A 14027-nucleotide genomic window follows, 5' to 3' on the forward strand; every position below is an offset into this window, starting at 1 on the left:
ATGTAATAAGTACTAATTGAAGAAATCTTGAATACCAGTTGTCAACGAATGACCCTATAAAAGTTGTAGGATTAAATACTGTGTATAAAATAAGGCTGGGGTGAATTTCCAGTTTTATGTAAAGCACCTCCTAGCGCCGTAGCGAATTCAATATGATTCTCTATTTCAACATATTTGGTTAGTATTAATAATCGGATATATCACTCCATCCATATGCAACTTCACTCAACTTCTTGCCCCCAATTTCAATTTCTCGTGTGTCAATTTCTTTTCCGCCTAATGCCTCATAAAATTGGCATGCTGGATTTTCTTTTATGACCCAAATGAGCATTGAATTCAAATTATTTCTCTTTAAATCATCTACTACCAATTTGACCAGTGATCGCCCAAGCCCTTTTCCTTGGTGCTCTTTCAAAATGAAAATCGTATATAATTCACCTAAATACGTTTTGTAGGTACCCGTACGTTCTTTTCCACCTGCAGAAAATCCAATCACATGACCATTTTCATCCTCTGCTATGTATAAATTATTCTCGATAATCGCTCGCTTCCATATCGGCTCCCGTTTATCATATGAGAGGTTATTCAAAAAATCGTCCGGCACAATCCCTTTGAATGTCGTCCTCCAACTATCCACCTGGACTTTTGTTACACCAGTTGCATCCTCTCTATTTGCTATGCGGAAAGCCATTCCAATCCCCCTCAATTTGACCATATAAATTAAGAATCGCTTCCATGCAAGGCACAGAAACGATTCCGTTGACAGCTACTATAACTTCAATAAATGTGTCGTCTCGGAAGCGGAGTCGTCCAATTCGAATCCATTTGCTCTATAAAAAGCATCTGCTTTGAATGAATCTGTTCGTACTGTCACTTCATTGAACGTACTTCGTGAATGGTCGACGATTTCTTTGAGTAAAAGGGATCCTACACCTTGCCGCCTAGCTTCATCCAGCACGTAAAATCTTTGCAAACGAGCAACTTGTGTATCTTCGGAAAAAGGTGATTGATTCACCCCGCCGATTGCTACTACATTACCTACTTCATTTCGAACAGATAATAAAGCTTCACCCGGTTTATTGAACGTATTTGTTCCATCCTGATAGTCATTGACCAACCGTGTTAAAAATCGATACCCTTCTGTTTCACTTTCCTTCACTAAATGGGCAATATCTATTTCCCCTAAATTATCAACCTGTTTTACTGTATAAGCCATCTCTATTCCTCCCATCATTCAAATAATTTAAACATACAGTCTATTTCGACATCCGCTACAATAAAACCTTTTAACAAGCAAAAATGACTTGATACGGATAAATACTCTCCGCGTCAAGTCATTTTGTTGAAACTCATTTCATATCGTCTACGTCATATTGCGCTTTAGAAAAGCCCCTGCCGAGAATTTCAGATGCATTCAAGAAGATGACAAACGAAGTCGGCTCCTTTTTTTGAAGAAGCTTTTTGAAATAGACGGCTTCTGCTTGTTCGACGACACATAAAACCATTGTTTTCTCTTGATTGGAATAGCCGCCGATTGTTTTGATTTTCGTTAATCCTCGATTGATTTCATTTTTGATGATGTCTTGTATTTCCTCTTCTTTATCCGTAATGATGAGAACCAATTTAGTCGGTGATGTTTGCAACTGAACAAAGTCAATTACCTTACTCGTAACATAAATTGCGATCATCGCATAAAGTGCAAGTTCGAAGTTGAAGACAAATGCTGAAGCGACGACAACTAGTCCATCTACAAGCAACTGGGAAAAGCCACTCGAAAGGCCGGTGTATTTCTTGACCAATTGAGCGATTAAAGCAGTACCGCCTGTCGAACCGTTTCCCCTATACACAATGCCGAGACCGACACCAAGCATAATGCCTCCATAAATCGCACTCAACAATGGATTGTCGACAGCGAGCTTTATGTCCATTGTTAACCAAATAACAAACGGTACAAAAAATGTACCGACTAGTGTTTTTAAACTGAATTCCTTGCCGACAAGTATGACTCCAAGAAATAATAATGGAATATTAATAAACCATTGCACGTACGCCGGATTAAATAGGAAAAGTTCATACAAAATTGTACTAATCCCGGATACTCCGCCTGCAGCTAATCTAGATGGTAATAAGAAAATATTGAAGGCCAAGCCAACAAGTGCAGCCCCGAAAATAATCTGTATGTATTCAAATAAGACCGTTTTCCTGAATTTTTGTATTGCCATTAATTTATGATCCCTTTCTTTCGCCTTGCTCATTTGAAAAAAAGCGAGCGATGACATCATTTTTTTAGATTTAACAAGATTATATATAGAAACCGAATGCTTCGTATCCAAAATAAAATGATAAAAGCGATAAAATACTAAATACGACGTTTTCTACGGCGCCACCTGTCCTTGTCGTCAACGGAAAGCGTACAGTCATCTGAAGCGGAAATAGCAGTTTAATGCCATTTTTTGTCGCCATATCTAGGATGTAATGGCTCACCATTCCTGCCATGAATCCCGCCTTGGCAGCTTCATTAGGAATGAATGTATTCAATAAAGCTGCGATTAGTACTAAAAACAACAAACTGTGCGTAAATGTGCGATGACCGAATAGCATATTGATAAGTTTCGATAACAAAGGCAATTTCCTTCCGATTTTACTGCCGCCGTGGCAGATGTCAGGAAGCAATGCGCCAATCACTCCTGCCCCTAGCATGATAATCGGATCATGATTTGTTAATTGTGCATAAGCAAGACTTGCTGCAATGCCGCCTACGATGTGTGTTTTCCCTGTCATGCTGTTTTCTCCTTTTCCCCATAAATCTTTCCTTACTAGTATAAACGTTGTTACGTCACCTGACACGGAAATCATACAAATGTTTTGCAATGAATTTCCAATACTTTCATTTGAAATTACAAATCGGTTGATGTAAACTATATTTACAAGCTGCGTTGTGCGTATACCCATTAAGTTTTAACCTTTAAGCTGTAAACGGGAGTTTTACCTAGATACAGAAATGGCACGCCCAGTTCTTTCGACAACTGGGACATACAGGAATGTTTCTGCGAACACCCACTTTGAGGAGTGGTGGTTTAAAACTTTCTAAGACCATACGGCAAAGGCGGCTATGCTTTATAAAGCTATTAGCATCAGTTCTTTTCGAAAAAGCATCATCCTTCAATGGGTGATGCTTTTTCGTTGTTGTTATTAATCTGATACAAATGCGGCGCATCCTTTGGTTTAGTAATTTTATTCCACCATTAGAAATTCACTTCGAAATCTTTAACGTAAACAGCATTTCCAGTAATATCTATATCATAACTATCTTTATTTTTAGATACCCGCACCATAACCCGACCATTTTTTTCAATTTCCTGCCCTTGCTCTACTATTAGATTTAGAGTTTTTTCAAAGCTGCTGTTTATGTATTTAGCATAATATGCGCCCATTACCCCCGAAGCAGTTCCAGTCACTGCATCCTCTGTAGTACCAGAATAAGGTGAAGAGAAGTGCCGAGCGTGCATATGTGCATTGGAATCATAGGTTTCCAAACAAAAAGGATGGATAGATGTTTTTGGCATTTCTTTTAATATAGTGGGGAATAGCTTATTAATAGGTTTCATTTTTTTAAATGCATCAAGTTTATTTACAGGTACCAATAGTGTCCAAGTACCTGTACTACCGTATAGAATCGGTAAATCATCATCAATGTCCTCTTTGATTAAACCAATTGAGTTGGCTAAATCTTCCTTTGAACCTCTAAATTCTTCAAACTGTGGCGGGATCTGTTTCATCGTTATGTTTATTTCATTATCAGCTGTTTCATTAATCTTTATTGGTAAAATGCCTGCTTTTGTTTCAATCGTAATATCTATTTTATCTCCTAACAAACCTTTTGTTCTTAAAGCAAAAATTGTAGCTATTGTTGCGTGTCCACAAAGATCCATTTCATGACCTGGTGTAAAATAACGTATTCTAAGGTCAGCTACTTCAGATTTAACTGGAAAAGCAGTCTCATTAAATCCTACTTTTAAAGCAATTTCTTGCATCATCTCAACTGTTAGATCATCCCCATTAAAAACAACTCCTGCTGGATTCCCTTTATTAGCTTCTTTACTAAATGCATCATAATGATAAACCTTTACCGATTTCATTTTTCATTTCCCCTCCACTTATTTTGTATTTTCATCAGCCCAGTAAAATAATTTCATAAGTTCCTTTAATAAATAAAATTAAATCTCCGAAAAAACCTAAGCAAAAAAATGCGAAATAGTAGCTTGCATTTGTAATTTCCAATTTAAATAGTTCTTTGATTGCCTGAATAAATAACTTATTAAAGTTAAACCAACTCAATATCCATCCAATGAGTAGAAAAGTTACAATCGCCATTTTGAAATCTCCTTCCTTAATTAGGTCAACTCACTATACATTTATTGGAATTCCCTACTAAAAAATCTTGCTTCGTTACCGTCATCACTGCGCGCAATCAGATTGGCTCTAGTAAAAATGCTTTATATTTCAACTCTAATTCTCTACGAAATTAATTTTCCTCATAACTTTTTGTATTACTTTCGGAAAAAAGTAAGCTCCGAAGAAAGCAAATACAAAAGCCTGTAACCAAGTTTTTAACCATGAAATTAAAAACGTGTTATTATAACCTCTATTTATGGAGACTAAAATAAATGAAATAAAAAAGGACAGACTAAAGGCCATTAAAAATGCAAAAATAATAGGTTTGTATTTAACATTAATACTCATTTTTCTCCACCTTTCAATTAAATAATTTCAGGATTTAAACATAACATAAACCCGACTACTATTAACCAAACTGCCTCAATTCGAACCATTGTAGCCGGCATTCACTACTGTCGCTTTGACATTATGCTTATCCATCATATCACTTCAACTCCGGTATCATGCTCTTGGAATGCACACAAAAGTTCTTCCAGAGCAATCAGGCCATTCGAATATCAATATCGTCATGGAAACGTAATGTTTTTTGTATTTTAAAAAACAAAAAAACAGCAGTAGAAGTCCACTGCTGCAAGATGTTTCCTGTCAATAACCTGAGTCTTCGGATGTAAAGTTCTCAATCATTTTGTAATCATATTTTTTTAGCGGTTTTTCTGCAGGACCTTCAATTACTTCTCCAGTAAATGAAAACCTAGACCCATGGCACGGGCAATCCCAGGTGCGGTCACCGTTGTTCCATTCGACTTCACATCCGATATGAGTGCAGGTTGTATCTACGATATGCAGTTTGCCCTCATCATCTTTATAGGCACCTTTTCGATGTCCTTCAAGGGTGATAACGGCACCTTCCCCCTTAGATAAGTCTTCCGGCCTTGTTTTTGGTGAATCCAGTTTCCCTTTAATTAATTGACCGACGACGTTGGCGTTCTCCTTAAAGAAGTTTTTCAAACTCGGATGCGCATAGAACCGTGAAGGCGTAAATAACTTTTCAAAGGGGTTCTCTTTGTCTAGAATCATATCCCGGAATAACAGTGCTGCAGCTGTTCCATTAGACATTCCCCATTTCCTAAAACCTGTAGCAATCAGGATATTAGGTTGTCCTGATGTTAATTCACCAATGTAAGGCAATTTGTCCAGCGTAATTAGATCTTGTGCAGACCACCGATAGACGATCTCCTCAAGTCCAAAAACTTCCTCACCAAAAGTCTCTAACGCTTTGTAATGTTCCATCGTCTCTATTCCTTGACCGGTCTTATGACTTTCCCCAACAATAAGGACCATTTCTTCTCCGTTTACCATTACAGATCGGAGTGAACGTGTCGGCTCATCGGCACTTAAATACATTCCACCTGGAAATTTCTTTTTTGCTTTGATAGCAAGAGCATATGATCGATCTGCATGCATTCTTGTAGAATAAAGCCCAAGTCCCTCATAAAACGGAAAATGAGAACAAGCAAGAACATGTTTGGCGGTTATGCTATGTCCTTCACGAGTAAGTACGACTGGCTGATCTCCCGTCTCAATATTCACTGCTGTCGTGTTTTCAAAGATAAGACCGCCTTTTTCAGTGATGAGTTGTAGTAAATGGACAAGATATTTGGTTGGGTGAAACTGAGCTTGGTTATTCATGACGAGGACCTTTTGAAAATCTATTTCAAAAGGTATACTATCAACCAATCCCCCTTCTATGCCAATCTTTTCATAGGCTTCTGCTTCTTTTTCAATCTTGCGTGCGTATTTCTCTGTAGTGGCGTATATGTACGCATCTTGCATGCTAAAATCACAATCGATGTTATGTTGGTCCACTGTTTCTTTGATAAAGTTAAGTGCTTCCCTGTTCGCCTCATAATACAAACGTGCGTTACTTCTTCCAATGTTATGAATGAATTCATCGTATATTAAATCATGTTGAGCAGTAATTTTGGCAGTTGTATGACCAGTTGTCCCGTTCAACACTTTTCCCGCTTCGATAACAGCGACTTTCAAGCCTTCATTAACTAACAGATAGGCGGATGTAATTCCGGTAATACCTGCACCTACAATAACGACATCAACTTGAAGATCTTCCTCTAAACTTGGAAACTGTGGAAACTCAATATCGGTCCTCCAATAAGATTCAACTTGCTCCGGCAACTTTCCATTTTTATTATCATTTTGGGTCACAATTAATCCTCCATTCAATACTCATATAAAGTAAGGCTATACAAACAACATAGCCTTACTTCTTTACATTTAATCCAATAATCGATTATTTTCGTCGACAGCTAATAGTCTTGTTTCCTGAATATCATGCCCGATATAAGCCGTTATGACTGAACTACATAAAGTACAATAATATTTCCATTCTTCATCATCGGAAAGTAGTCCTTTCCTTCCCAAACGCATGCTTTACATATATTTCCGTCTCCACTTTAATACTCATGAAAATTAGGAGAACTATATTCAACAATTGATTCCGATTACTCCGACGGTATACATTCATCTTGAGCATATTCCTTATGTATTAGACTATTTTTGTAGAATTTAATGAGCAATATTATTTTAGATGGATTGCGAAATGAAGTCTTTTGGTCTTATACCTCAAAGCAGTGTGGACCCGAAAACGCCTATGTGGGAATAATAAATTGATATATATTGTACCAAATCGACATAATTCTCCCGTAAATCATGTACGGATACCCACTTTTTCGAAAAGTGAATTTATCATACACAATATTGTTATTCCTAGAGAAACCTAAAACAAACAAAAATCGAGCGAACTCCAACTACATCATGGAGTTCGCTTAGATAATGAAACAAGGTTATATTTCAATTATGATTGGAAGAATCATCGGCCTTCTTTTTGTACGATCATATAAATAGGTCTCAGTCGATTTTTTTATGTTTTGTTTTAATATATTTCTTTGGTTTCGATCGCTTCCCTTTAAATTGCTAACGGTCTTTATTACCAGCTGATTTACATCATTCATAAGTTCTTCTGAATCACGACTAAACACAAAACCTCGGGAGATTATATCTGGATTGGAAACAAGCTGACCATCCGCTTTATTTACAGTCACTACAATAACAAGCATTCCCTCTTCAGATAATAGTTTTCTGTCACGTAATACGATATTTCCTACATCACCAATTCCCAACCCATCTACAAAAATATTTCCTGATTGAACTTTTCTTGTTTGGCGGGCAACCTGATTTTTTATATCAACAACATCTCCATTGTTAATAATAAAAATATTTTCTTTTTCCACTCCAATTGATTCGGCCAACAAGCTGTGATGATGTAACATTCTATATTCACCATGTATAGGAATGAAATATTTCGGTTTCATTAACGTAAGCATTAATTTCAGTTCTTCTTGAAAGGCGTGCCCTGAAACATGCATTCCCGTTTCTTTTCCCGATCCATAAATCACTTTTGCCCCTAACAGAAATAAATTATCGATAATTCGTGAAACGCTCTTTTCATTTCCTGGGATAGGACTTGAAGCAAAGATTACGGTATCGTCTGAATCGACTTGTACCTGACGAAAATTCGAACTGGACAAACGCGATAGTGCCGCCATAGGTTCTCCCTGACTACCAGTACAGAGAATGGCTACCTTTGCTGAATCCATTTGTCTAATTTGATTTTTTTCAATTAGCATTCCATCTGGAATAGTTAAGTAACCTAGTTCAGAGGCAACCGAAACAACATTTACCATACTTCGACCAAGCAGAGCTAGTTTTCTGTTCGTTTTCTGTGCAGCGTCAACTACTTGCTGTACCCTGTGAACATTAGATGCAAAAGTCGAGATAAATACTTTCCGACGAGCATTGCGGAATGCCTCTTCTATATGTCCACCTATAAGCCGTTCAGATGTATTAAAGCCAGGGCGTTCCGCGTTGGTACTTTCCGACAAGAGAAGTAATACACCTTTGTTGCCGATATCAGCCATTTTATGGATATCTGGATATTCGTTATTTACAGGTGTTAAATCAAACTTAAAGTCGCCCGTATGTACAACTGCGCCTTCAGGTGTATGAAATGCAATTCCTAAACAATCGGGAATGCTGTGATTTGTTTTAAAAAACGTTAAACTCATCGTTCCGAACTCTAAGTTTGAATCAGAGTTTATCATGAACAACTCAGTACCTCTAAGAAGCCCATGCTCTTTTAACCTTAGTTCAATTAACCCTAACGTTAATCTTGTCGCATAAATCGGTACATTTATTTGATTTAAAAAATATGGTATGCCTCCAATATGATCCTCGTGCCCATGTGTAATGACTAATGCTCGTATTTTATCCTTATTTTCTTTTAAGAAAGATACATCCTGGATTATCAAGTCAATTCCCATTAAACTCTCATCCGGAAATTTAGAACCACAATCAATTACCACGATATCGTCTGCGTACTGTAAAACATACATATTTTTCCCTATTTCGTTAATACCACCTAAAGCGAAAATTGATAAATTACTCTCTGTTGTCATCAAAATAGATTTCCTCCTAATTTAGATTTCTATACGAAGTATTCCCATTTGGTTTTTATTTATGATTGTTACTATTCAAATGGAATAAAGTTTTTTAAAGAATAAATGTGTTGGGGTATAGACGAATGTTCATTACTGACTCGTATTATTCCTAAAACATCAAAAAACCTCTACTCGATTGAGAAGAGGTTTTTACTAAAAAATGACTCCGGAGGTAGGAATCGAACCTACGACCGATCGGTTAACAGCCGATTGCTCTACCGCTGAGCTACTTCGGAATGGATATTAACTTTGTAAACGTATTATATCCAAAACTCATTATGTTATACATTACATTCATCGACAGAAGATAAGATTTCCAAACAGATGATTATATCCAAAAATAAAATCCCAACCTTTTGGAAACAGTTTGGATTTTGTTCCTGATTTCAATCCATGTTGCATGACATGGATATTCCCCCTGTCCAAAATAACCTTTACAATATTAGGGAAAGCGTAATATGAACATCAGAGACTTACCTATATTACAACCACTATTCATGCTAAAATGATAGGTAATCATTTTTTCACTGGTAAAGGAGGCGGAACGTATTCTAAAACGATTGGTCGTTACGGGGTATAAACCGCATGAACTTGGTATATTTGATGATAAACACCCAGGAGTACATTTCATTAAAAAGGCTTTGGAAAATCGACTCGTAACATTGCTAGACGATGGATTGGAATGGGTTATTATTAGCGGTCAACTAGGTATTGAAACATGGGCAGCGGAAATCGTAATTGAATTAAGAAAAGAACATACCGGATTAAAATATGCGATTATCACCCCTTTTAAAGAGCAAGAGAAAAATTGGAACGACATGAAAAAGGAAAAGTACCATACGATTGTTGCTTTGGCCGATTATCATGTTAGTTTAACGAGCAAACCTTACGAAGCTCCATGGCAGTTTATCGAAAAAGACAAATTTTTCATGCGTAATTCTGATGGAATTCTCATTGTCTATGATGAGGAAAATGAAGGATCTCCAAAATTTGTGAAGAAGGCAGCAGAAAAACACGCTGAACGTACGGACTACCAAGTACTCACAATTACCGCGGACGACTTACAAGTAATCGCGGAGGAAGAACAGATGGATGAATGGCAATGAATCTTATGTTACCTTGACAGATGATATTATCCATGATAAGATGATTCAGTTAACAATTAGGTAATCGTTATGATTGAATATCTGGCATTCTATGTACTGTTTTTGAGAATACTTATTCACACTGGCGCGACTAAAGGGTCGCAAGGACGTAAAAGTAGGCAGGGTTTATGTTGCTTAAGTTAGAAGACACCCAGTGGAACAATGACCGCGGCTCTGAAAGCTTATCCTTTCTATGGAAATTATTCCCCGAATTTTCGGGATGAAAAATTAAATTCAAAATAGTAGTGGTACCTAACAAAAAACAAAGGGATGTCCTCAATTGAGGACATCCCTTTTCCAATTTACATTGTTTTCAGCAAGTAAATCAATTGCTACTCCATGATGAAAGCCTTACAATTATAGGTAAATAAAGGAGGTTTTAAATTGAATATTTATGCTCATCGCGGCTCATCAGGAACACATCCCGAAAATACAATTTCTGCCTTTCGGAAAGCTGCTAAACTGCAAATATACGGCGTAGAATTTGATGTTCATCTTACAAAAGATGGTGAACTGGTCGTCATCCATGACGAAACAATTGATAGAACGTCTAATGGCCACGGTTTCATAAAGGATATGACGCTATCAGAACTAAGGATGTTTGATTTTGGCAGCTGGTTTTCTTCCGTATTTCAAGGGGAAGTCATACCTACATTACGTGAAGTACTCGATATTTTCTCTGAAACGTCTCATCATCTAAATATTGAACTCAAATCAGATATTTTTCCATATGAAGGAATGGTCAAAAAAGTTACCGAGCTAGTATCGGTTATGAAACTTGATAGTCGTGTCGTAATTTCTTCATTCGACCACGGAGCGGTTCAAATGGCAAAAAAAATAGCCCCCAATATAGAAACCGCCGCCTTGTTTATGGAAGTACTTGTGGAACCGCTTGATTATTTGCGATCAATTCCTGCAGATGCCTTGCATATAACATTACCATCCGCTCTCCGACCGTTTGCTAAAATGGTTATCGATAAAGGTGTTTCCATTCGTGTATTCACGGTAAATGAGTATCAATATGTAGATGCTTTGACTCAAGTCGGTGTCACCGCTATTTTTACAGATTACCCAGAAAAAATGATGACTTATTTGAACAATAAAAAACTGAGCAAATGAACTGCACCCCAGCTAGTAAGTGTGACTACCAATTGGGGTACCGTTCAAACTAGCTCAGTTTTTTTTACTAGCAGACGCACCAATAAACTTATCAAATAGCCGTAGGGAGACAGAATCTCCTTTTGCTGATAATAATTCGGGATGCCACTGAACACCCAGTACAAATTCCTTACCAATGCATTCGATTGCTTCTATAATTCCATCACTCGCCATACCAGTAACTTTGAAAACAGCAGCTACATCTTTCAAAGATTGATGGTGGTATGAATTAACTTGAATGCGCTCACTTCCCGCTATCGTTTTTAGCAAACTTCCGTCTTCAACCATCACATAATGAGATGGATGTGAATTGGGTGCTATTTGAAAATGCTGAAGTGTTGGACTCTCGTTTTGTTTATGTAAATCTTGAAAAATCGTGCCCCCAGCTGCAACATTCAGTACTTGGAGCCCCCTGCATATACCGAGAATAGGTTTGCCTGTTTTGAGCATATGTCGAGTAATTTCCAGCTCGATTGAATCCCTGATTGGCGAAACTTCACCCAGATAAGCATATGGCTCTTCATTGAAAAGCATAGGATTAATATCCTGCCCCCCGGATAATATGAGTCCATCCAACATTCCAAGCAGCTGACTGACATCTTCCTCAATCCCAACCGGAATGATAATCGGTAAACCGCCCGCTCTGATGACCGATCGGACATATTCATTATCTAAAACGTGCTTGCCACTTTGTTCGACATCTGTCGTTATGCCGATAACCGGTTTCATCAACAGTCCCCCTACTTAACGGTATTTTATTTATCAGGGTTACAAATTGCAAGTTCACGTCAATCAAATCACGATGCATTAGGCAGACAAGCTGTTGATAAACTCTTCAATCTCTGCTTGCGATTTTCGATCCTTACTGACAAAGCGCCCTACTTCTACCCCGTCATGGAATGCTATGAAACTAGGGATTCCAAAAATATCAAGTTCCCCACATAAATCGATAAACTCGTCACGGTCAACCAGGATGAATTGATATTCAGGATAATCCGCTTCAATTCGAGGTAAAATTGGTTCAATGACGCGACAATCCCCACACCAATCTGCTGAGAACATAAAGATTATACGCTCCTCACTTTTCAATTGTTCAAATTGCTCGATCGATTGCAACTTCTCCATTCGAATCACTCCTTATTTTAAATTATCTATAATTTTAATTCTATCATCAAAAAAAGTGGCAGTCACCAACTCAGCCTTTAAACGACTCATTTTTTTAACAACCAACTATTTTTTGAAGCTCCACATGGACCATTTTCCGATGTCTACAAAGCCAATCCGTTTGTAAATAGAACCTGCATCGGGATTATCGTAAAACAGACATATCATCTTACCTTCTTTGAGAAGTTCTTCGCAGATCACCGACATACAAAATGAAGCCAACCCTCTTTTTTCGTGACCTGGTAACGTTCCTACACCTACAATCATTGCAGACTGGCTATTCTCAGCCGTACTCGATGCAGAACTAATTATTCGACCGCCCTCTTCGATGTAATAAGACCGTGCTGACCCATTGCTAAGTGAATCACGTTTATGTTCAACACTCATCGTACTCATTGCAAATTCAGGTATCCCTTGCATTTGATCAATGATTATTTCAGCGTCTTCAGGTACAGCTTTCTTCACAACTATTCGTGCGGGAACTACTGGCAAGTCATTTCCCTTCTCACATTTCGCATAATAAAGTACTCGAGGATTGGTTGGTTTCAAATTCAAATGCGGTTCCAATTTAAGAACAATATGTTCAATCCCAGATATGAACTCGTATTTTTTATCAAAATTGATTATTTCTGCGATTCCTTGCGCATCGAATTCTCCAGGTGCATAGACTATGAAGTTTCCAGCATATTTTAACAGAACACCACGCAATTGATCATCCTCTGTGACATCTCCCCATAATTTCTGAATGGGATTATCAAACCCATAGGCTTCGATATCTCCAATAATAAAAAGGTTTTCTGCTGGTTTTTGAGAGACAAAATCTAAAGTTAGTTGCCTGTCTTCCTCAGTAAGTAGTCGAATCATTCAGAACACCTCTTTTACTTTTATGCCTAAGTTTACCAAGAGGTGCTCGATTTCACAATATGAAAAGGACCTTGTCAATAAAGCTGACAAGGTCCTTCTAATCCAGCCGTTAGCTTGGAACACTTTTATGAAGCGGTGGGGGAATAATCCACCCTTTTTCTTTATTCAAAGTTAACAATTTAAAACCGAACAGCATTTTATCCGCGTGGAATTTACTGAACATCATTGCGACATCTTCCCGCAAGCATTGTCCCATTACTTGACTGCATGACACAAGACCCTGCCCGACATTAATGGACATTGCAGCACTGATTTCCGGATCCATAAATCTCGCACCGACCGGTATATCTTCTGCTGTCGCTTTAGGTCGTTCAGGCAATGAAGGGGGTAATGCGATTCCATTCTCTTTCAAAACATTTTCAAGTTGCTTATTTTCTGATTTCATCGTTTTAATTGCCTCTTCTAGGAGTTCAATGAGATCTCCGTCACCTGCATGATTAACAAATGCTTCGTAGCCACTAATTAGCCCATTATTCGCCAAAACATATGCCCATGATCCTATTACTTCTCCGTAGTGCAACGGTTCGTCTTTCGGATTTCCATCTAAAATTCCCAATTTTATTATCTCTCCTTTTTTCTCCACTTGTTTAAATGGATCTCAACCTTATTATGTGAAGATATAAAAGTTATATACATCATTTTGTCTAGCTCGAAAATTTTCACA

General features: G+C 37.7%; 16 protein-coding genes, 1 tRNA gene and 1 other RNA gene. 3 read left to right on the forward strand and 15 right to left on the reverse strand.

The window, feature by feature from the left end:
• Nucleotides 1-184 precede the first annotated feature (184 nt).
• From AC25Y6_RS05410 to AC25Y6_RS05425, 4 genes are all read right to left on the reverse strand, one after another.
• Nucleotides 185-691, reverse strand: coding sequence for an N-acetyltransferase family protein (locus tag AC25Y6_RS05410; RefSeq protein WP_488142274.1), 507 nt, complete (start codon nt 689-691; stop codon nt 185-187).
• A 78-nt stretch (nt 692-769) separates the two neighbouring features.
• The gene (locus AC25Y6_RS05415) at nt 770-1216 is read right to left on the reverse strand and encodes a GNAT family N-acetyltransferase (protein ID WP_482099947.1); all 447 of its coding nucleotides are present in this window, start codon (nt 1214-1216) and stop codon (nt 770-772) included.
• A gap of 133 nt (nt 1217-1349) precedes the next feature.
• Nucleotides 1350-2255 (reverse strand): YitT family protein, encoded by a 906-nt coding sequence (locus AC25Y6_RS05420; protein ID WP_488142275.1) that lies wholly within the window; start codon nt 2253-2255, stop codon nt 1350-1352.
• Nucleotides 2256-2301: 46 nt separating this feature from the next.
• Nucleotides 2302-2781, reverse strand: a complete 480-nt coding sequence (locus AC25Y6_RS05425) for a metal-dependent hydrolase (RefSeq protein WP_482105153.1) — start codon at nt 2779-2781, stop codon at nt 2302-2304.
• A 144-nt stretch (nt 2782-2925) separates the two neighbouring features.
• On the opposite strand from AC25Y6_RS05425, the gene ssrS reads away from it, so the two are divergent.
• Nucleotides 2926-3117: non-coding RNA, 6S RNA (ssrS, locus tag AC25Y6_RS05430), on the forward strand.
• Nucleotides 3118-3245: 128 nt separating this feature from the next.
• Here ssrS and AC25Y6_RS05435 read toward each other — a convergent pair.
• The 7 genes from AC25Y6_RS05435 to AC25Y6_RS05465 all read right to left on the reverse strand — a co-directional run bounded on the left by AC25Y6_RS05435 (nt 3246) and on the right by AC25Y6_RS05465 (nt 9208).
• Complete coding sequence (locus AC25Y6_RS05435) at nt 3246-4139, reverse strand: PhzF family phenazine biosynthesis isomerase (protein ID WP_488142276.1); 894 nt, start codon at nt 4137-4139, stop codon at nt 3246-3248.
• 34 nt (nt 4140-4173) lie between these two features.
• Complete coding sequence (locus tag AC25Y6_RS05440; protein WP_482105155.1) at nt 4174-4374, reverse strand: hypothetical protein; 201 nt, start codon at nt 4372-4374, stop codon at nt 4174-4176.
• Nucleotides 4375-4509: 135 nt separating this feature from the next.
• Nucleotides 4510-4743 carry a DUF2798 domain-containing protein gene (locus AC25Y6_RS05445; protein ID WP_482105156.1) on the reverse strand — a complete coding sequence of 78 codons (234 nt, stop codon included), beginning with the start codon at nt 4741-4743 and terminating at the stop codon, nt 4510-4512.
• Between the two features lie 300 nt (nt 4744-5043).
• A complete protein-coding gene (locus AC25Y6_RS05450; protein WP_488142277.1) occupies nt 5044-6621 on the reverse strand; it encodes an FAD-dependent oxidoreductase in 1578 nt (525 codons plus the stop codon).
• Between the two features lie 69 nt (nt 6622-6690).
• Entirely contained in the window at nt 6691-6843 is a 153-nt protein-coding gene (locus AC25Y6_RS05455; RefSeq protein ID WP_488142278.1) for a hypothetical protein, read from the reverse strand.
• A 416-nt stretch (nt 6844-7259) separates the two neighbouring features.
• Nucleotides 7260-8933, reverse strand: a complete 1674-nt coding sequence (locus AC25Y6_RS05460; RefSeq protein WP_488142279.1) for a ribonuclease J — start codon at nt 8931-8933, stop codon at nt 7260-7262.
• Between the two features lie 203 nt (nt 8934-9136).
• Nucleotides 9137-9208: transfer RNA gene (locus AC25Y6_RS05465), tRNA-Asn, on the reverse strand.
• 312 nt (nt 9209-9520) lie between these two features.
• Here AC25Y6_RS05465 and AC25Y6_RS05470 point away from each other — a divergent pair.
• Nucleotides 9521-10078, forward strand: a complete 558-nt coding sequence (locus tag AC25Y6_RS05470) for an SLOG family protein (RefSeq protein WP_482105629.1) — start codon at nt 9521-9523, stop codon at nt 10076-10078.
• 423 nt (nt 10079-10501) lie between these two features.
• Nucleotides 10502-11236: a glycerophosphodiester phosphodiesterase gene (locus tag AC25Y6_RS05475; protein ID WP_488142280.1), complete on the forward strand. Its 735-nt coding sequence runs from the start codon at nt 10502-10504 to the stop codon at nt 11234-11236.
• A gap of 54 nt (nt 11237-11290) precedes the next feature.
• Here AC25Y6_RS05475 and AC25Y6_RS05480 read toward each other — a convergent pair whose 3' ends face one another.
• The 4 genes from AC25Y6_RS05480 to AC25Y6_RS05495 all read right to left on the reverse strand — a co-directional run bounded on the left by AC25Y6_RS05480 (nt 11291) and on the right by AC25Y6_RS05495 (nt 13919).
• A complete protein-coding gene (locus AC25Y6_RS05480) occupies nt 11291-12004 on the reverse strand; it encodes a gamma-glutamyl-gamma-aminobutyrate hydrolase family protein (RefSeq protein ID WP_488142281.1) in 714 nt (237 codons plus the stop codon).
• 78 nt (nt 12005-12082) lie between these two features.
• A complete protein-coding gene (locus AC25Y6_RS05485) occupies nt 12083-12400 on the reverse strand; it encodes a thioredoxin family protein (protein WP_482099958.1) in 318 nt (105 codons plus the stop codon).
• A 105-nt stretch (nt 12401-12505) separates the two neighbouring features.
• Nucleotides 12506-13303, reverse strand: a complete 798-nt coding sequence (locus AC25Y6_RS05490; RefSeq protein ID WP_488142282.1) for a GNAT family N-acetyltransferase — start codon at nt 13301-13303, stop codon at nt 12506-12508.
• Nucleotides 13304-13412: 109 nt separating this feature from the next.
• Nucleotides 13413-13919 (reverse strand): DUF3231 family protein, encoded by a 507-nt coding sequence (locus AC25Y6_RS05495; protein ID WP_482099960.1) that lies wholly within the window; start codon nt 13917-13919, stop codon nt 13413-13415.
• Nucleotides 13920-14027: the final 108 nt, after the last annotated feature.

It is taken from the genome of Sporosarcina sp. Y1004 (assembly GCF_057669665.1).

What these genes read in the sequence shown, in the direction of transcription:
- AC25Y6_RS05410 (WP_488142274.1), bottom strand. Translation starts at nt 691, where the DNA reads ATGGCTTTCCGCATAGCAAATAGAGAGGATGCAACTGGTGTAACAAAA.
- AC25Y6_RS05415 (WP_482099947.1), bottom strand. Translation starts at nt 1,216, where the DNA reads ATGGCTTATACAGTAAAACAGGTTGATAATTTAGGGGAAATAGATATT.
- AC25Y6_RS05420 (WP_488142275.1), bottom strand. Translation starts at nt 2,255, where the DNA reads ATGAGCAAGGCGAAAGAAAGGGATCATAAATTAATGGCAATACAAAAA.
- AC25Y6_RS05425 (WP_482105153.1), bottom strand. Translation starts at nt 2,781, where the DNA reads ATGACAGGGAAAACACACATCGTAGGCGGCATTGCAGCAAGTCTTGCT.
- AC25Y6_RS05435 (WP_488142276.1), bottom strand. Translation starts at nt 4,139, where the DNA reads ATGAAATCGGTAAAGGTTTATCATTATGATGCATTTAGTAAAGAAGCT.
- AC25Y6_RS05440 (WP_482105155.1), bottom strand. Translation starts at nt 4,374, where the DNA reads ATGGCGATTGTAACTTTTCTACTCATTGGATGGATATTGAGTTGGTTT.
- AC25Y6_RS05445 (WP_482105156.1), bottom strand. Translation starts at nt 4,743, where the DNA reads ATGAGTATTAATGTTAAATACAAACCTATTATTTTTGCATTTTTAATG.
- AC25Y6_RS05455 (WP_488142278.1), bottom strand. Translation starts at nt 6,843, where the DNA reads ATGCGTTTGGGAAGGAAAGGACTACTTTCCGATGATGAAGAATGGAAA.
- AC25Y6_RS05480 (WP_488142281.1), bottom strand. Translation starts at nt 12,004, where the DNA reads ATGAAACCGGTTATCGGCATAACGACAGATGTCGAACAAAGTGGCAAG.
- AC25Y6_RS05485 (WP_482099958.1), bottom strand. Translation starts at nt 12,400, where the DNA reads ATGGAGAAGTTGCAATCGATCGAGCAATTTGAACAATTGAAAAGTGAG.
- AC25Y6_RS05490 (WP_488142282.1), bottom strand. Translation starts at nt 13,303, where the DNA reads ATGATTCGACTACTTACTGAGGAAGACAGGCAACTAACTTTAGATTTT.